At 50.5% G+C, this 18,762-nt stretch carries 13 protein-coding genes and 1 pseudogene; 11 read left to right on the top strand and 3 right to left on the bottom strand.

All coding sequences use genetic code 11. The features are described 5' to 3' along the window. Positions 1-101: 101 nt before the first annotated feature. The 9 genes and pseudogenes from TOI97_RS07440 to TOI97_RS07400 all read left to right on the top strand — a co-directional run bounded on the left by TOI97_RS07440 (position 102) and on the right by TOI97_RS07400 (position 13,778). On the top strand, positions 102-683 hold the full coding sequence (locus TOI97_RS07440; protein ID WP_321553493.1) for a glycosyltransferase family 4 protein: 582 nt from the start codon (positions 102-104) through the stop codon (positions 681-683). A 230-nt stretch (positions 684-913) separates the two neighbouring features. Beyond that, positions 914-1,498 (top strand): annotated as a pseudogene (locus tag TOI97_RS07435) (sugar transferase); the annotation flags it as partial. Then, a complete protein-coding gene (locus TOI97_RS07430) occupies positions 1,478-2,137 on the top strand; it encodes an acetyltransferase (RefSeq protein WP_321553547.1) in 660 nt (219 codons plus the stop codon). The pseudogene TOI97_RS07435 and the gene TOI97_RS07430, both read left to right, overlap by 21 nt. 168 nt (positions 2,138-2,305) lie before the next feature. Further along, positions 2,306-3,577 (top strand): DegT/DnrJ/EryC1/StrS family aminotransferase, encoded by a 1,272-nt coding sequence (locus TOI97_RS07425; RefSeq protein ID WP_321553492.1) that lies wholly within the window; start codon positions 2,306-2,308, stop codon positions 3,575-3,577. Between the two features lie 39 nt (positions 3,578-3,616). Beyond that, a complete protein-coding gene (locus TOI97_RS07420) occupies positions 3,617-5,608 on the top strand; it encodes a polysaccharide biosynthesis protein (protein WP_321553491.1) in 1,992 nt (663 codons plus the stop codon). A gap of 471 nt (positions 5,609-6,079) precedes the next feature. Further along, positions 6,080-9,118, top strand: coding sequence for a YadA-like family protein (locus TOI97_RS07415; protein WP_321553490.1), 3,039 nt, complete (start codon positions 6,080-6,082; stop codon positions 9,116-9,118). Between the two features lie 76 nt (positions 9,119-9,194). Then, complete coding sequence (locus TOI97_RS07410; protein WP_321553489.1) at positions 9,195-10,067, top strand: OmpA family protein; 873 nt, start codon at positions 9,195-9,197, stop codon at positions 10,065-10,067. 518 nt (positions 10,068-10,585) lie between these two features. Further along, the gene (locus TOI97_RS07405; protein ID WP_321553488.1) at positions 10,586-11,848 is read left to right on the top strand and encodes a FecR family protein; all 1,263 of its coding nucleotides are present in this window, start codon (positions 10,586-10,588) and stop codon (positions 11,846-11,848) included. Next, entirely contained in the window at positions 11,808-13,778 is a 1,971-nt protein-coding gene (locus TOI97_RS07400) for a CHASE2 domain-containing protein (RefSeq protein WP_321553487.1), read from the top strand. Before TOI97_RS07405 ends, TOI97_RS07400 begins: the two co-directional genes overlap by 41 nt. Here TOI97_RS07400 and TOI97_RS07395 read toward each other — a convergent pair. Beyond that, positions 13,773-14,492, bottom strand: coding sequence for a response regulator transcription factor (locus tag TOI97_RS07395; RefSeq protein WP_321553486.1), 720 nt, complete (start codon positions 14,490-14,492; stop codon positions 13,773-13,775). The genes TOI97_RS07400 and TOI97_RS07395 overlap by 6 nt on opposite strands. 3 nt (positions 14,493-14,495) lie before the next feature. Here TOI97_RS07395 and TOI97_RS07390 point away from each other — a divergent pair, with 3 nt between their 5' ends. Further along, positions 14,496-14,696 carry a hypothetical protein gene (locus TOI97_RS07390; RefSeq protein ID WP_321553485.1) on the top strand — a complete coding sequence of 67 codons (201 nt, stop codon included), beginning with the start codon at positions 14,496-14,498 and terminating at the stop codon, positions 14,694-14,696. A gap of 88 nt (positions 14,697-14,784) precedes the next feature. Here the strand turns inward: TOI97_RS07390 and TOI97_RS07385 are convergent, their stop codons facing one another. Then, positions 14,785-15,852 (bottom strand): sugar-transfer associated ATP-grasp domain-containing protein, encoded by a 1,068-nt coding sequence (locus TOI97_RS07385; protein WP_321553484.1) that lies wholly within the window; start codon positions 15,850-15,852, stop codon positions 14,785-14,787. A gap of 341 nt (positions 15,853-16,193) precedes the next feature. Here TOI97_RS07385 and TOI97_RS07380 point away from each other — a divergent pair, with 341 nt between their 5' ends. Next, entirely contained in the window at positions 16,194-16,703 is a 510-nt protein-coding gene (locus TOI97_RS07380) for a SecDF P1 head subdomain-containing protein (RefSeq protein WP_321553483.1), read from the top strand. Between the two features lie 97 nt (positions 16,704-16,800). Here TOI97_RS07380 and glmS read toward each other — a convergent pair whose 3' ends face one another. Continuing rightward, positions 16,801-18,636: a glutamine--fructose-6-phosphate transaminase (isomerizing) gene (gene glmS, locus TOI97_RS07375; RefSeq protein WP_321553482.1), complete on the bottom strand. Its 1,836-nt coding sequence runs from the start codon at positions 18,634-18,636 to the stop codon at positions 16,801-16,803. Positions 18,637-18,762: the final 126 nt, after the last annotated feature.

Genomic DNA, 18,762 nt, shown 5'->3' with positions numbered 1-18,762 from the left:
TTATAACGGCCATGTCGGGCTGAAGCAGCGACCTACGGTGATTGGTTTTTTTGTAGGTCGCGCCTTTAGGCCGATAATTGCGAAGGTGAGCCGGCTCCGGTGTGGATGTTGCACAGTTTGAAGTGGCTCCGCTGTCTACAGAGAGTGCACCACGCTTTTTATTGATCGGTCGTTTGTTGGGCGATAAGGGTGTGCGTGAATATGTGCAAGCGGCCGAGCAAGTGAAACAACGTTATCCACTGGTGCAATTTGATCTGGTCGGTTGGATTGATGCCAATCCTAATACCATCACTCAACCTGAACTGGATCGCTGGGTTGCTGCCGGCACCATCAATTTTTTAGGCCGTTTAAGTGATGTGCGCCCAGCGATTGCCAACAGCTCCGTCTATGTGCTGCCATCCTATCGAGAAGGCACGCCACGTACAGTTTTAGAAGCCATGGCCATGGGCCGTGCAGTGATTACCACCGATGCACCAGGTTGCCGTGAAACCGTGGTGGATGGCGATAACGGTTTTTTAGTGCCAGTTAAAGATGCCGATGCCTTGGCGCAAGCCATGTTGCGCTTTATTGAACAGCCCGAGTTGATCATCCAAATGGGACAACGCTCACGCGAAATTGCAGAGGAAAAATATGATGTGCACAAGGTGAATGCGCAAATGTTGGCTGGCATGGGGTTGGATTAAGCTGTTAGGTAGTCAATGTAACTCATGCAGTCATTGCGTATCGCATAGTGATGCGGCAATCCACGGTGAGGCATAGTGCTGTGATCTTTACCAACGCTGCTCCTGTATTTTGTGAGCAAGTTGGCATATATGCGGAATGCTTGCAGTCAATTCCTTAACTTTGTTTGTCCAGTTAGGCTATGCTCCATCGTTTCAGTTTTTATAGTATTTCTTGTTTTTAGGTGGGTCATTTGAAACGTCTGTTCGATATTGTCGCCTCGCTCTGTGGCTTGATTGTGCTCAGCCCTGTGATTGCCATTGTGGCTTGGCAGATTCGCCGCAAGTTAGGCTCACCGGTGTTGTTCCGTCAGGTACGCCCCGGTAAAGATGGCAAGCCTTTTGAAATGATTAAGTTTCGTACCATGCGTGATGCAGTGGATGCTGAGGGTAATCCCTTACCAGACGAAGAGCGCATGACGCCTTTTGGTAGCTTTTTGCGTTCCAGCAGTTTGGATGAGTTGCCTGAACTGTGGAATGTGCTCAAAGGTGAGATGAGCTTGGTTGGTCCACGGCCTTTGCTGATGGAGTATTTACCGCTGTATTCAACACAACAGTACCGCCGCCACGAGGTGCGCCCTGGTGTGACCGGCTGGGCACAGATCAATGGTCGCAATGCCATCAGTTGGGAAGACAAGTTTAAGTTGGATGTGTGGTATGTGGACAATCAGTCGTTTTGGCTGGATCTTAAAATTGTCTTTTTAACCATTAAAAAGGTGTTTGTGCGCGACGGCATCAGCGCCGAAGGCGAGGCGACTATGAGTAAGTTTACTGGTACGCCAAAGCCACAGTTGGCTATTTTAGGAGCGAGCGGGCACGGTAAAGTAGTAGCGGATATGGCTGAGCTGTTGGGTTATGCATGTGTGTTTTTTGATGATGCCTACCCAGACAAGCAAACCAATGAGGTCTGGTCGATTGTAGGTACCAGTGCTGATTTGTATACCCGTTTGTCTGAGTTTGCAGGTGTTGCGGTGGCCATTGGCAATAATGCCATTCGTGCGCAAAAGCTACAGGAATTACAAAACCTTGGGGCTGTGTTGCCTTGTTTGATTCACCCCAATGCTGTGGTCAGTCAATATGCGCGCATTGGTGCAGGTTCGGTGGTATTTGCCGGTGTGGCTGTTAATGCATTCACTCAGGTGGGTATGGGTGCCATTTTAAATACCGGCTGTACGGTGGATCATGATTGCCGTTTAGGTGATGCGGTGCATGTGAGCCCAGGTGCGAATTTAGCCGGTGGCGTCACTGTGGAAGATCATGCTTGGGTGGGAATTGGTGCATCGATACGGCAATTAGCCACTATAGGTGCTAATGCGACCATTGGTGCAAGCTGTGTTGTGTTAAAGAATATTCCAGCGGATGCCGTTGTGGTGGGGAATCCTGCTAAGCCGTTGCAGAAGCATTCCAGTGCTATTTAGCCCGTTCTTGAACCAGGCAGGTTTTACTCAGTGATACTTTAATAGTGATGAATCACGTCAGAATACAACATTCATGTGAGTGTTTGAATCTTTTGGCGTACCATTGTGGAATCTTTTTCTGACTCGTTTTGTGTTGTGGCGAGTCAATTTTTTGTAGGAATGCTTAGCATGCTAAATACACCTTTTTCTCCATGGCCTTCGTTCTCTGAGGAAGAAGCCAACGCTGTGCGTGATGTGTTGCTGTCGAATCGTGTGAATTATTGGACGGGGACTGAAGGGCGTGAGTTTGAAAAGGAGTTTGCTGCTTGGGCCGGCTGTAAACATGCCATCGCTTTAGCCAATGGCACTGTCGCCTTAGACATAGCGCTCTGGGCCTTGGATTTAGGTGAGGGCGATGAGGTGATTGTTACCCCGCGCACCTTCTTGGCGTCGGCCTCCAGTATTGTCAATGCCGGTGCGGTGCCGGTGTTTGCTGAGGTGGACCCGGATACGCAAAACATTACCGCGGAAACCATTGCAGCGGTGCTCACGCCGCGCACCCGTGCGGTGATTGCTGTGCATTTGGCCGGTTGGCCCTGTGATATGGATCCCATTATGGCGCTGGCCGAGCAGCACAATCTGTATGTGATTGAAGATTGTGCCCAAGCCCACGGTGCCACCTATAAAGGCCGCCCGGTGGGATCCATTGGCCATGTGGGTTCGTGGTCGTTTTGCCAAGATAAGATCATGACCACTGGTGGTGAAGGCGGTATGGTCACCACCAATGACACTGAGCTGTGGAAAACCATGTGGTCGTTGAAGGATCACGGTAAAAGCTGGGAAGCCGTGTATGAGCGTGAGCATGCCCCGGGTTTTCGTTGGTTGCATGAGCGTTTTGGGACCAACTGGCGCATGACGGAAATGCAGGCGGCGATTGGCCGTATTCAGTTAAAGCGTATGCCCCATTGGCGTACCGCCCGTGCCGATAACGCGGAGAAGATTTGGTCAGCCGCCCGTGCTTGCCGCGGTTTGCGTGTGCCTACTGTGCCTGAAGACATCGTGCATGCGGCTTATAAGTGCTATGTGTTTGTAGAGCCGAGCGAGCTGAAAGCTGGTTGGGATCGTGATCGCATTTTGGCTGAAATCAACGCCCGCGGTGTGCCCTGCTTCAGTGGTTCGTGCTCGGAAGTCTATTTAGAAAAAGCCTTTGATCATACCGGCTGGCGTCCTGCCGAGCCTTTGCCTGTGGCCCGTCAGTTGGGTGATACCAGTTTGATGTTTTTGGTCAACCCGAATCTGACTGCTGAGGAGATCGTGCGCACCTGTTCAGCGTTGCACGAGGTGATGCGTTTGGCGGTGCCGGAGCAAGATGCACAGGCCATGCGTCAGTACAGTGCTTACAGTGCGCTTGAACCTGACGAAGCGCGTGAGGTGAAAGCTCAGCAAAGCAAACGCGGTTAACTGAAGGGTCTACGGCAAGGATTGCATAAGGGGGTTGCGGTGCGTCATTGGTTTTTAGGTTGGCCGCGTCGTTATAAGCGCATCGGTCAAGTGTGTGTGGACATTGTTTGGATCTGGCTGGCTTTGTGGCTGGCGTTTTTTGTCCGTTTGGGGTTTGCTGATATTGTGAACCCGCTCACAGAACGCGCTTGGCTGTTTGTGATGGCGCCCCTGATTGCGATTCCGGTGTTTGTGCGCTCAGGTATGTACCGTGCTGTGTTGCGCTATACCGGCCCTGAGGCATTGCTGACCATTGCCAAAGCGGTGTCGGTGGCGACTTTGTTGTTGGCCCTGTTTATTTACTGGTATGACGATGGCTCTGAGCTGATTCCCCGTTCTTTGGTGCTCAATTATTGGTGGATGAGTCTGCTGTTAATTGGCGGTACCCGTGTGCTTTTGCGTCATTATTTCATTGGTGATTTACGGGAAGTGGGTGCGGCGCTGATCCCTTTTATGTCCGATATGGATCGCCGTGAGCCGGTAGCCATTTACGGTGCCGGTTCCGCGGGGCTGCAGTTGGTCAGTTCGTTGCGCTTGGGTAAGACCATGCGCCCGGTGGCGTTTTTGGATGATGATGACAGTTTGTCCAATCGCACTGTGGCCGGTTTGCGTGTGTATAAGCCGCGGCGTATGGCGCAAATGTTGCGTGAAACCAAAGCCACGCAGGTGTTGTTGGCGGTGCCCTCGGCCAGCCGTTCCCGTCGCCGTGAAATCCTCACCAATTTGGAGCCTTATCCAGTGCATGTGCGCACCATGCCAGGTTTGATGGATATCGCCAGCGGTAAGGTGAAGGTGCAAGACCTGCAGGAAGTGGAAATCGCTGACCTGCTTGGCCGTGATCCTGTGGAGCCGGATGAGGCGCTCTTCCAACGTTGCATTGCCGGTAAGGTGGTGATGGTGACCGGTGCTGGGGGGTCCATTGGTTCGGAGTTGTGCCGTCAGATTTTACACAGTGGGGTGAAAACCCTGATTCTGTTTGAACACGGTGAATACAATCTATACAAGGTGCACACCGAGTTGGCGCAAACTGTGCGTCAGTTGGCGTTGTCTGTGGAGCTGTTGCCGGTCTTGGGTTCCATCAGCGATGCAGGCCATTTGCTTGAGGTGATGCAGACCTGGCAGGTGGAGACCATTTACCATGCCGCGGCGTATAAGCATGTGCCCATTGTGGAACACAACACAGCCCGTGGTGTGCAGAATAATGTCTTTGGTACGTTAAATACCGCGCAGGCGGCCATTACGGCTGGGGTGGAAAATTTTGTTTTGATTTCCACCGACAAGGCTGTACGCCCAACCAACGTGATGGGGGCGACGAAGCGTTTGGCAGAGATGGCATTGCAGGCCTTGAGCCAAGAGCAGCAGGTGCCTTTGTTTGGCCAAGCCGATACGGCCGTTGTGTCTAACAACACGCGCTTCACTATGGTGCGTTTTGGTAATGTGCTGGGTTCGTCCGGTTCGGTGATTCCGTTGTTCCGTGAGCAAATCCGTAAAGGCGGCCCTGTGACTGTCACCCATAAGGACATCACCCGTTATTTTATGACCATTCCCGAAGCGGCTCAGCTGGTGATTCAGGCTGGCTCTTTGGGGCAGGGCGGTGATGTGTTTGTGTTGGATATGGGCGAGCCGGTGAAGATTGCTGAGCTGGCAGAGAAGATGATCAATTTGACCGGTTTGACTGTGCGCAGTGCGGACAATCCCAATGGTGAAGTGGAAATCCAGTTCACTGGCCTGCGCCCCGGTGAGAAGCTTTACGAGGAGCTGCTGATTGGTGACAACGTGACCATCACCGGCCACCCGATGATCATGCGCGCCAATGAGTCGTACCTGAGCTGGGCAGAATACTGCCGCTTGCTCGCACAACTCAAAACCGCCAGCGCCGCCAACGATTGCGACACCGTGCGTGCGCTCTTGAGCCAGTACGTTGAAGGCTACAATCCCCAAGGTGAGATCGTCGACCTGATCTACGAACAGCGCCAAGAACCCCAGCACTGATTGGCTGAGCCAACCTGTACCCATCGCCTCATGAGGTGGTGGGTTGGGTTGGCTTTTTTATGCTCAGCTAACGCTCGGCCCACTGTGTTTGCATGTGAGTGCAGTATCTTTTCTTTTGGATCATGCTGGATGCCTTGTTCTGGGGCAGAGGGCTGATCTGTGCGTTGCCTATAGAGTAGTAAACTTTTTATATATAACTTTGGTTTGGTTTTTTTTGCTGTCTATTATTAATGACTTTTAAATTATAACTATAGTCTTATAGGTTTAGTTTGATTGGCGAGTTGTTTTTTATTTTATCTTCTCTTGTTTTAACTTCGGATTGTTATTTTAAATCTGAACGATTCTGAACAATTCTGAACAATTCTGAACTTCCATTTAATTAACTTAATAGGTAAGTATAATTATTAATGTTAGTTGCAGGGCGAGTTGCTCTGATTCATTAAAGAAGTGTTAACTCAGGAGACACATTGGATGAATAAAGTATTTAGAGTGATTTGGAGCGAAGCACAGGGAACCTGGGTTGCCGTATCCGAGAACACTAAAAGCCATTCGAAGCGCAGCCGTAAAGCGGCTTTGGTTTTAGCTTTAACCGCCAGTAGTTTAGTGGGCCAAGCTTGGGCTGATGGTCAGTTTGAAACTACCACAGGGCAAGGAAGTATCGCGATTGGGGCAGATGATTGTGGTGACGCGCCTGGAGTCGGTGGTGATAACAATATCACCATAGGTTGCAGGGCGGGCATGGGTACTGCGTCAGACACCAACCAGAATGTGACTTACATTGGTTATCAGGCAGGTCGTGATGCTGAGGGTAACAACAACACTGCGATTGGTGCCGCCGCCGGTGAAAGCGTTATAGGTGACAATAACACTGGCTTTGGTAATAACGCAGGTAAGAGAATTAAAGGTAGTCAGAATACTAGCCTTGGCTTTGAAGCAGGTGATGATATTACAGGCGATCGCAACCTCGCTGCAGGTAGTAATGCAGGAACGGGTGGGCTTCATGGTAGTGACAACGTCATGCTGGGTACGTTTGCGCGGCCGACAGGCACGAGCCAGGCTAATCCTGTTAACAACGCGGTGGTGATTGGTAATCGAGCCAGTGTGACACAATCCGATAATATTGCTGTGGGTACTAAGGCAAATGCAACCGGTGAGAAAGCCATTGCCCTGGGTGCTGAGGCCCTTGCTGAGCATGATAATTCAGTCGCCTTGGGCGCCGGCTCGAAAACCCGCGATGCAGCGCGGGTGACTGAGGGTGTGATTTCATTTTCAGGCGGCGGGTTGCCGCAGACGCAAACTTATGGTGGTTTTGCTGGCACCGCAGGTGGTGTGGTCAGCGTGGGTGTTGCAGATGCTGAGCGTCAGTTGATTCACGTGGCTCCGGGTGCGGTGAGCGAGACTAGCACTGATGCCATTAACGGCAGCCAGCTTTATGGCGTGAGCAAAGGTTTAAATGAACAAATTTATAATTTGGGCAGCAGTGTTGCTGAATCGATAGGCGGTAATTCTAAGTACGTAGGTGGCAAAGTTAAAGCCGAACTGACTGTAGGCGGCAGTACTTATAACAATGTGCAGGATGCGTTAAATAATTTGAATATGGCGGGTGGTTGGACGCTCGGCAGCGTTAATAACGCTGGTGCCACTCAAAAATTTAATATTAATCCGGGTAGTCAGCTTAATTTTGATGCTGGTAAAAATATGGAAGTAACCAGTGTAGAAGATCCCAATACGGGGGAGGTCACTACAACTTTTGCTACAAAAGATGAAGTGGACTTTACAAGTGTGACCACTGGTGAAACTGTTTTAAGCAACTCAGGTTTGCAAGTAGGTAATGATGTTTTTGTAACCAATCAAGGCTTGCAAGCGGGTAATACTTTTATTACGAACAATGGCCTGACTTTTAATAACAGCTCTGTTGCTGTAACCGCGACGGGCATTAATGCCGGTGGTGAGAAAATCACCAACGTTAAGGCGGGTACTGCCCTGACCGATGCGGTGAACGTCAGCCAATTGGAAAGTGTTAAGAATACCGCTGAACAAGGTTGGCAGCTCAGTACCAATAAAGGGCCATCCGAACAGGTGAAACCCGGCGAGACCGTTGACTTTTCTGCAGGTAAGAATATTCAAATCAGCCAAAACGGCAGGGACATTACAATCGCAACCACCACTGAGGTTGAGCACGATCGTGTAATCGCAGGTGATAAGACGGGTGAGCACAGTGTCTTGGATGGCAGTGGCTTAACCGTAGGCGATACCATTGTGAGTAAAGATGGTGTGCAAGTGGGGGCGGATGTCAGCCTTAATAATCAAGGCTTAACCGCAGGCGATACTTTAGTCACTGATAATGGCTTGAGCTTTAACGGTTCTGATGTGTCGGTCAGTAAGGGTGGTATCAATGCCGGCGATAAGAAAATCATTGGAGTCGCAAAGGGTGAAATCAGCGCCACCAGTACAGATGCGGTAAATGGTTCACAGTTGCATGAACTGCAAGTAGAAATTAATAAGCAGGCCGGTGGTTGGACCTTGAGCGATGGTACAACTGATAAACAAGTGAAAGCGGGCGACAAAGTGTCCATTGTGGGCGGTACAAATATCGAGGTTGAATTTGATGCTCAGGGTGACATGGTGGTGAAAACAACGCCTAATGTCAGTCATGACAGCGTCACCACTGGCGATACGGTGATGAATGATAACGGCATAACAATCAATGGTGGCCCTAGTATCACGAAAAACGGTATCAATGCCGGCGACAAGAAGATTGTTGGGGTCGCAGATGGTGAAATCAGCGATACCAGCACAGATGCGGTCAATGGCAGTCAGCTCTATGAGACCAATAACCGTGTGACAATCAATGAGGGTGATATCCAAAACCTGAAAACCGGCCAGGACGGCATGTTCCAAGTCAGCCAAGATTTCAACGCGCCTGCACCTACGCCGACCGGTATTCAGTCTGCGGCCGGTGGTGCTGGAGCAGTGGCCAGCGGAAATTACAGTACAGCCGTGGGCAATAAGGCTCAAGCGACGGGGCATCACAGTACAGCTATAGGTCATGGTGCGTCAGCCGTTGCCAATAACAGCGTGGCTCTGGGGCAAGGCTCGGTGGCGGATCGTGCCAACAGTGTCTCTGTGGGCAGTGTCGGTGGCGAGCGTCAAATCACGAACGTTGCCGCCGGTGTGGCACCAACCGACGCGGTGAACGTGAGTCAGCTTGAAGCCTTGGGCAGTACTGTGAATCAGTACTTTAATGCCACCAATAAGCGCATCGATCGAGTAGATAACAACGCCCGTGCGGGTATTGCTGCAGCGATGGCTGCGGCTACTTTACCGCAATCGTCGTTACCGGGAAAAAGCATGCTGACGCTCGGTGGTTCTACCTACCGCGGTGAGGCGGCGTTGGCAGTGGGTGTATCACGTTTATCGGATAATGCCCGTACTGTGATTAAAGCCAATGCATCTGCCGACAGCCGTGGTCACGCCGGTGCTGCAGTTGGTGCCGGTTGGCACTGGTAATTCTTGCGCTGGGGCTGCTGAGCGGTTCGGCAGCCCTTTTTTGCCCCATTTTTACTGAGATTAAAACGAGATTGTTATGAAAAAATTTCATGCTTTGGCTGTGGCTTTAAGTACTGCTGTATTAGCTGCTTGTGCCAGCGGGCCAGTGGATCCGAACGCTGAGGTGAGTTTCCCTGAATTAAGTTCGACCCATTTAAAAACCGGTGCTTTTATTGAGCCTGAGGTGTTTGCGCGCATTCATCCAGGTTTGGATCGTGATCAGGTGCGCTTGATTTTAGGTAATCCACACTTTAATGAAGGGTTGATTCCAAAAGACACTTGGAACTATGTGTTTAACTTGAGAACCGGACAGGGCAGTGAGTACATCAGCTGTCAGTATCAGGTGCAGTACGCCAAGGTTGAGCCGCAAGCGCGACCGAACCCGGTGAATTTTTCCGAGCAGGTGGCAACGCGTCAAAGTTTGATGGTGGCCGAACACTGGGCAAGCCCAACCTGTGAAGCTTTGGTGCGCTCTAGCGTTTCCGAAGAACAGGGGCAGCAGGCACAAACAGAGTTGGATGTACTTGAGTTGGAAGCCGATGCTTTGTTTGCTTTTGGCCGGTCGGGTCTCGACTCAATCACTGCAGCAGGTCGTCGCAGCTTAGCTGAGATGATGCAGCAGATTAACCAGAACTATGTGGATGTGGAAGGCATTCATGTTGTAGGGCATACCGACCGCATTGGTTCGGCAGCAAGCAACCAAGTTCTGTCGCAAAAGCGTGCTGAAACTGTGGCGAATTATTTGGCCACCAATGGCATTGCCCGTGACTTAATCACGACTGAAGGGCGTGGTTTAACCGAGCCGGTGGTGCAGTGTAATGATCAGCAGAGCCGTGCGGAGTTGATCCAATGTTTACAGCCTAATCGCCGTGTGACTTTAGAAATTACTGCGGTACGTGCGTCGCAATAACATGCGCGCATGAAATGAGGCATTTAACCACTAAGGAGGGTCGTATCAAACGCTCCTTAGTGGTTTTGATGGTTGTAAAAGTTGTTTGATGGGGAGCTGGAGTGACAGATTTTAGAGCGCACATGCGCCAGCTCCATGCGGTCTAGCATCGCCGAGGCTGCCTCGGCTAAGGTGTTTGTCTGCAGCTGTCGATGCATGTGCTTCACCACCGAGTTGTGCATATCATTCTATTTTGCTGTTCTACGTTAAAGCGCCTTGTAACTTCTTGACTGCCATTAAGCCACCTTAATCCATGCTCTAACAGCTCATCAGGTAGAAAATACGCGCACAGCAGTTCAATAGGTAAAGGCCGCAAGGAATAGATGACTCAAGAATCATAGCGGGTGAGAGCCGTAGAAGTTTAATCATTCATCTTGAGGGTGTGCGTTTTTAGGTGGGTTCATCGTTCTGAGTGTACATGGAGCGGGTACAATGCAACGCTATTTCAAATATCAAAACACAATACATGGAGTGTTTTTATGCGTTATTTAACTCGTGCAGCTGGTCGTTTGATTGCTAGTGTGTTGTTAACCTTGGCTGGCATGGGGTGTGTCCTTGCTGCGGATCAGCAAGTGCAAGTGATTCAACACACGGTGGTGCCAGGCGACACCTTATGGACACTGTCTAAAAAGTATTTGGGTCGTTCTGAGGAGCACTTGGCTGTGCAGCAACTCAATCAGGTTGAGAACGCACGGTTGTTGCAGCCGGGTAAAAAGCTGAAATTTATTACTCCGCAGTTTTACCCTGCATTGGTGACCGCAGTAACGGGGGTGGTGTGGGTCATGGATGGGCTTGAGCAGCGTCAACTTAAAGTCGGTGAGTTTGTTGAGGCCGGTAGCGTGTTGGATGTGGCTGAGCAGTCTTTTGTGCACTTGCAGTTTAAGAACAATATTAAGTTGGATATTTCACCCTTTTCTTCTGTGGTGTTAAGGCAAAAGTCTGCAACTTCAGCTGTGCCTGCTATTCCTCAGTTAAATTTGCAAAAAGGGGCGCTTGAGATACGTGTACCAGGTGCTAAAACGCCATACAACAAATTGGAAGTGCAAAATGCGGAGCTGACCTTAGGGGTGCGAGGCACGCATTTTAGGGTTGAGCAAGCGCAAGCGGTGAGTCGCAGTGAAGTGTTAACAGGTTTTGTGCAGGCGTCGGAAAAACAGCGTGTTTTAGCTCAGGTGAATGCGGGTGAAGGCATTGCTTTTAATCGTCACACGCAAGGTTTTGTGCATGAAAAAATGGCCCCGCAGCCAAGAATCGATGGGGTGTTTTACGATAGCGAGGGTTTGCACTTAACCATTATCACTGGTGGGCATTCAGCGGCATATAAAGTGAAGGTGTATGGCGACAGTCAACGCACTGTGCCTGTGCATGAATTTAAAAGTGAAAAGCGCACCTTTGTGATCCCAGCCGAGTTTGCAACCGATAAGCAGTTTCATTTAACGGTGACCTCATTCTCGCGTCATGGCATTGAAAGCTATCCGGTGCTGTATAGCTATATGCAGCCGCAAGTGAAGGTGACACCGCTTAAGTCGGGTTTGGAGTTTAGTTTTCCTTACTGCGATACAACATGGCGTGTGCAATTGGCGGAGTCTGAACAGTTTTTAGTGCCCGCAGTGGATCGAATGGGCCAGAACGTCTGCAAAATGCAGGTGCATAACTTACCTAAGGCGCAGTGGTACTGGCGAGTATTTGAAGGAAATAATCATGATTGGGCAATGGATTCGGGCCAAGCTCCCCTTTTCTAAGTACAAAGATCTGCCTAAAAAAGGGGAAATGACAGAGTTTCTATTCAGGAACTTTATTTTTGAATGGCGGCTGTTATCTGTCGTATTTGCAGTTTTTTTAACCTATGCAACTGGGCCGTGGTTCGATAAGTACAGTTACGGCCTCTACGATGCCATAGTGAAAGTTGTGCAGCGCCCAGCTCCGCCCGTTGAGGATGTGGTGATTATTACCATTGATGAGGCGAGCATACAGCATTTAGGGCGTTGGCCTTGGTCGCGGCATGTACATGCCGAGCTGTTGCACAGTTTGCAAAGTGCCGCCCCTAAGGTGGTGGCGTTTAATGTGATTTTCTCTGAAGTGGCCAGTAATAAAAGTGCCAGTTTGGCATTTAAACAGGCCATCAGCGCATCGGCTTTTCCTGTGGTTTTGCCGGTCTTAGATCACACGCAACACAGTGACTTTTTCTTTCGTACGCCCAATACTTTGTTGGCGACATCCCGTATTCAGGTGGACACGGATGCGGTGATCCGGCGCGTGCAGCTCTTGCGTGATACACCGCATGAATTATTACCGCAATTGAGCCTACAAGCTTATTGGGGCGCCGGTTACGATGCTTTGCAGTCTAAAGATTTGCAGAAACCGTTGTTGATTAATTTTTCGGATAGGCAGCACCGGAATTTTAAAGAAATCCCTTACCATGAGGTGCTGTCCGGGGCTTATGCGGCTGAAGATATTGCGGGCAAAATTGTGGTGGTGGGCACTACGGCACCGGGTTTAGGTGACCGTTTTGTGACGACTATGTCCAAGTTGCACAATTCAACTTATATTCAAGCCGAGCTGATTCAGAATCTTGTACAAGATAGTTTTATTGAGCCAATCGAAGGTGTTTCGGTTCATCTGTTGCGGATTCTGGTCATTGTGCTGTTCTTTGGCTTTTTGTATGTGCATACGAAGATTCATATTGCGTATGTGACTTTGATTTTTTCCGCATTGACCTTGTGCATCACCTTAGTGCTGTTACGTTTGGGTTATTGGTGGTCACCGCTGTGTTGCATCATATTCTTTCTCGGGTCTTGGTTGATTTGGTATTGGCGCCGTTCGGTTGCAGTTCTGAAATGGTGCCGTACAGCGTTAAATTACAGTCGAGCGTATGCAGAGTACGCGAGGCATGAGCAACGTCCAGTCGGCAAAAAACCGCTGACGCAAAACTTGTTTAGCTTTGAACTGACGGCGCTTGAAAAAACCTTGAAGACAGCAGAGGCTTTGCAGCTGAAAAAAGATGCATTTCGCACCTATTTATCCCATGACTTACGAACCCCGCAGGTCAGTATGATGGACTTGCTGAACACACAAAAAGATCCCGCCACCGCTTTACCTGAACAGGAGTTCAGTGCGCGTATGGAAGCTTTGATTCAGACCAGTTTGGTCATGCTGGATGATTTGCTGGTATTGAGTAAAGGGGATGTGGATCTGCTCAAGTTGGAGCCAATTTTATTGGCTGCTGTGGTGCAAGATGCGTTGGATTATCTGTGGCCGCAGTTTTACGCTAAAAACATCGCTGTGAGTTTTATCACTGAAGCCGATGAGCTGGGTGAGATTTTAGGCGATGCTAAATTGTTGCAGCGTGCATTTGCGAATATCTTAGAAAACTCGGTGCGTTATGCCGGTGCGCAAACTTCGATTTCAATCACACTGAAAAAAGATTCACGTGGAGTGGTGTTAACCATTGCTGATAGCGGTCAGTGTGCTGCCGGTGAATACAGTGATGGTGTCGTTCGAGCAGCGCCGCAAGCGCAACAGATGAAGACGGGTCGCTATGGTTTAGGTTTGGCTTTAGTGCAGTCAGCCATCAAGTTGCATCAAGCCTCTTTTAGCAGCTCTGAGCTAGAAACGGGTGGCGTTGCCTTTGAGTTTATTTTTCCAGCAGTGGGCAGTGAGGCATCGTCATGAGCTGGTGAGCGTATGAATCGGCTCTAAACGGTAGCCAAAACCATAGATGGTGTGCAGTTGCCAGCCATGCTCGACGGTCAGCCCAAGGCGCGTACGGATTCGGTAAATATGGGTGTCCAGCGAGCGTGAATGGTAGGTCTCTTCTTTTTCCCAGAACTTTTGGTACAGCGTTTTGCGTGAAATAGGCTCACCTAGATGGCTGAACAAGTAGCGGGCAATGGCATATTCGCGCGGTGCCATTTTAATGCTTGTATCTTCACGGCGTACTTCTAAGGCTTGATCGTTAAAGCTAAAACAGCCGATGTGCAGGTGTTCATCGGGCTGCGCTGTGGGTTGAGGTAGATAACGGCGAATGACATTGTACAGGCGTGCGCACAATTCCATTGCGCGGAAAGGTTTGACCAAGTAATCATCAGCCCCTTTGATGAGTGCAGTACAGATGTCTTCTTCTTTGTTGTTCGTGGTTACCATGATGACGGCAGTATTCGGCTCGCACTGAGCACGAATCAAAGACAATAAATCGAGGCCCGATTTGTTGTCGATGTACCAATCTAAGATAAAGAGCTGATAGTGGGATAACTGCTCAATTAAGGCATTAGATTGAGTGAAGTAATCGACTTCTAAGTGCTTGAGCGTCGGGATGCTCGTGGTCGCGAGTGCCCTTTTGATGCTGTCTAACTCAGCGGGTGAGTCGTCAATGATGGCTATTTTCATATTATGTCTTCATCAAAGTGGTCGGTAGGTTACAACACTGCTGTGGCGGTGGCTGGCACATGCGCTGAGATGAACCCTACTGAGTTTGCTCACACTTTGCTTGGCTTTACCGGCTGGCCGGCTGTCTTGCACCCTTCCAAACAAGCGTCGATACTTATTGCATCTAGCGCAGCTATCGGCCACTTGTTGCAGCACATAGCTTAACGCGGGATGCTTGGAAGTGCACATAAAACTCTTGCCTATGGCTTGGCGCTGTATTCAACGCCGCCCCGGTGGATTCTCGAGCCTTGCTCTAAGGCCGTTGCAGGCTCAAGTCCAGAATGTCTTTAAAGCAGGGGCCTTGGCTGGCTTCGCTGAATTTAATGTCGTTGTGTGCGGTGTTCCACTCCATAATTTCCACCTGTGCTTGCTGATTAATGCTCACGTCCCAGCCGATGGTTAAGACAAAGGGGTAACGGTTGTGCAGTTGCTCAACGGTGCGGCAGGCTTGGGCAAATACAGGAATCACTTGGCCCTGAAAGCCTGCGTGGCTGTCGGGGTGGCGTTCGCAGCTGCGCCAGTTGGCTAAGTAACCTGTGTTGGCGAGGGCGCCGCTGTGCAGGTCTACGGCAATGCGCACGGCGCTGTTGCTTTGTACGTGAGTGGCGCTGTTGTGTTGGCTTCGGCCCAGTCTTAAATAGGCGGCGCGTACACTGGCTTGCCCCGTGGCATCTAAGCCGGTGGTGATGCGTAGGGTGGCGCCAGGGTGTGGAAACAGTGCATCAAAAAAATCATGTTGCTGAATGATTTTTTGCACCACTCCATTGCTCACCGGCCGTGCTTGCGCCCATTGTGCTTGGCTGTAGAGGCGCACGCCCTTGCCTTGGATGGAGGCATTGGGTTTAAAAATCACTTGGCTGTTTTCGTCAAATAACAGTTGTGTGGCGCGTGCGTTGGAGACGATGTGATAGTTATTCGGTTCGATTAAATAACCGTTGTTGACATAGAGCAGGTCGGGCAGTTGGTTGCTGAGTAGCAGTCGGTTGGTTAAGGGTTTCAGATCGCTGATTGTGCCGTAGCCTTGATCAATATCGCGCACAATGGCATGGCCGTAATAATTGCATGGCAGCCAGCCGTCTTTAAAGGTGCCTTGCATGGCCGCATAGACGTACAGCCATGGCGCATATTTGCGATGCCCAAGCCGTTGTTGTGCATAGTGGTCGCATTGTGCTTTGAGACTTGGCGGCAGTTTGCCTTGGTCGAGCTCAATGTTATGCAGCACTTGCTGTGCATGTTTTTTGTGCATGGCGTGGTAGCGCGCCTCGACCGCTGCATGGATGGTGCGTTTAGCAATAGACCTGATTTTTAACGTAGGCTGCATCCTGTCTCTCCGTGTTGGGTAGAGCATTGTATGAGGTATAGCAGGTGTACGGGGGTGCTGAACTGTGAGTCAGCTGCGGTTGTGTGCAGCAGCTGAGGGTGGTGGGCAATGCGTCTATAAGCACACAGTTTGTACTGTGATACAAGTGTTATTATGTGCCATGTGTAAATGATCGGTCCGGTGCCGGCTTCGTAGCGCGAAAAATAATGTAGGTGTGAGTGCTGATGATATTGAACTCATGCCCTTGTTCGCTGCCTGAGATTAGGTCTATGCTGTGCACGTCATAGTTTTAAAAATCATGAACGGCAGAGCGATTGTGTTGTGTCGTATAGGGAGAGGATATGTTGACTAAGATGCCATTTAAACTTGCTGGTTTAGCCCTAGGTTTAGCCTTGATTGCAGGTTGTCAAACCACTGGGGAGCAGCAAGCTGCAGCAACACCTACACCGGCTCAGACTGCAGAGCAGGCGAGTCAACAAGCCACACAGAATGTGTTTACTGTTCACTTGGCGCAGCAGGAAGCAAACCCTGAGCTGTTAACTTTGGATCTAGGTGAAAACACTAAACTCTACGCTGCACCGCAGCCTGTACTGACCCAAGCTGATATGGTCAGCGTGGCTCCAGTCCAGGCCGAAGATGGGCAAACATTCTTGCTGTTTGAAATGACAGAAGCCGGTAAGAAAAAACTGGCAGAGCTGACGAAAAAGTCTGTGGGTAAGTTCTTCTTATTCAGCGCCCGTAACCAACTGGTCAGTGTTGCTAAAATCGACGAGCCTGTCACCAGTGGTACCTTACTCATGGCCACTCAAAACGAAGCACACACCGCACAAATCATGCAACAACTGCGTTAACAGCACAGCAAACGGTTGGTGGTTGAGTGAATCACTGTATTGTTGAGTGACCAACTTTATTATCAAACTACAGATCCACTCAGAGCCACCACCGGTTTTATTCCACCGTAACTGATTTTGCTAAGTTACGGGGTTGGTCGACGTCGGTGCCTTTTAACACGGCGACGTGGTAGGACAACAGTTGTAACACCACGGTGTAGAGGATGGGTGCCAAAGTAGGGTGGATACTGGGTACTTTGATCACGCGGGTTTGTGTATCTTCAATGAATGGCACGCTGCTGTCGGCAAAGACAAACAACTGTCCACCACGGGCGCTGACCTCTTGCAGGTTGGATTTGAGTTTTTCCAATAAATCGTTATTGGGTGCAACGGCAATCACCGGCATTTCACTGTCGACGAGCGCCAATGGGCCGTGCTTGAGCTCGCCGGCTGGATAGGCCTCAGCATGGATATAGGAAATTTCCTTCAGTTTCAGCGCACCTTCTAACGCCACTGGGTATTGTTCGCCACGGCCTAAAAACAGAGCATGGTGTTTTTCCGCAAAGCATTGGGCAAGTTGCTCGATGCTGGTGCTGAGGGCCAAGGTATCGTTGAGGATTTTTGGCAGGTTGCGCAGGGCTGCAATGATGCTGCTTTCTTGTTCGGTATCGAGGCTGTTTTGCGCACGGCCAAGGGCTAAGGTGAGCAGTAATAAACCCACCAACTGAGTGGTGAAAGCTTTGGTGGACGCCACGCCAATTTCGGGGCCTGCGCGGGTCAGTAAGACGAGGTCAGACTCGCGTACCAGTGAGCTGGTGCCGACATTACAAATGGCTAAGCTGCCGAGGTAGTTGTTGTCTTTACTGTGCCTGAGGGCCGCGAGGGTGTCGGCGGTTTCACCGGACTGAGAAATGCTGACAAATAAGGTGCCGGGCTGCACTGCTACATGGCGATAGCGAAATTCGCTGGCCACTTCCACTTGGCAAGGGGTGTTGGTCAGGCTTTCGATCCAGTAACGGGCCACCATACCGGCGTGATAGCTGGTGCCGCAGGCCACAATTTGAATGTTTTTAACCTGTTTAAACAGCGCGCTGGCCTCTGCCCCGAAGGCTTCGGGCAGCACATGATCTGCGGCTAAACGGTCGGCTAAGGTGCGTTGAACTGCTTGTGGCTGCTCATCAATTTCTTTGAGCATGAAGTGGCGGTAGCTGCCTTTTTCCGAGCTTTCAGCCGGTTCGTTATAGAGCACGACAGGGCGTTCAACAGGATTATTATGCGCATCCCAAATCTGTACGCGCTGGCGCTCGATGACGGCAATGTCGCCTTCTTCAAGGTAGATAAAACGGTCCGTTACTTGGCGCAGGGCCAGTGGGTCTGAGGCTAAAAAGTTTTCTCCAATGCCTAATCCTACAACCAAAGGACTGCCACTGCGGGCGGCTAAGATGCGCTCAGGTTCTTTGCTGCTGATCAGCGCCAAGCCGTAAGCGCCATGCAGTTGGCCTACGGCGATACGCAGTGCTTCGAGCAGGTCGGGTTGGGATTTTTGCAGGTGATGCAGCAGGTGGACAATGGTTTCAGTGTCGGTTTGCGACGTGAAGGTATAACCCTCGGCTTGCAATGTGCCGCGCAGGCTCTGGTGGTTTTCAATGATGCCGTTGTGCACCACAGCGATTTCTTGATTGGAAAAGTGTGGGTGGGCATTGGCTTCGCTGGGTGCGCCATGGGTGGCCCAACGCGTGTGGGCGATGCCTAAGGTGCCTGGCAGTGGTTGCGCTTTGAGGGCTGCTTCCAACTCCGCCACTTTACCAAGGCGACGCACCCGTTGCAGCTGTTGTTGCGGTGAATAAACGGCCATTCCAGCGCTGTCATAGCCGCGGTATTCAAGGCGTTTGAGGCCTTCAAGTAAAATTGCACTGACGTTACGTTCTGCGATGGCACCAACAATTCCGCACATGGCAGTCCTCCTGTGGATGAGCGATAACGCATCAGCAAGGTGGCGCTGAACGCGCTGCGTGGATTCTGAGGTTAACAGCTTTTATTTGGCTGCTGCTGTGGTTCGAGCTATGACCTTAGCAGGTCA

Source organism: Denitrificimonas halotolerans (assembly GCF_034259425.1).
GTDB classification, from domain to species: Bacteria; Pseudomonadota; Gammaproteobacteria; order Pseudomonadales; family Pseudomonadaceae; genus Denitrificimonas; species Denitrificimonas halotolerans.
This window is presented reverse-complemented; position numbering and strand designations above follow the sequence as displayed.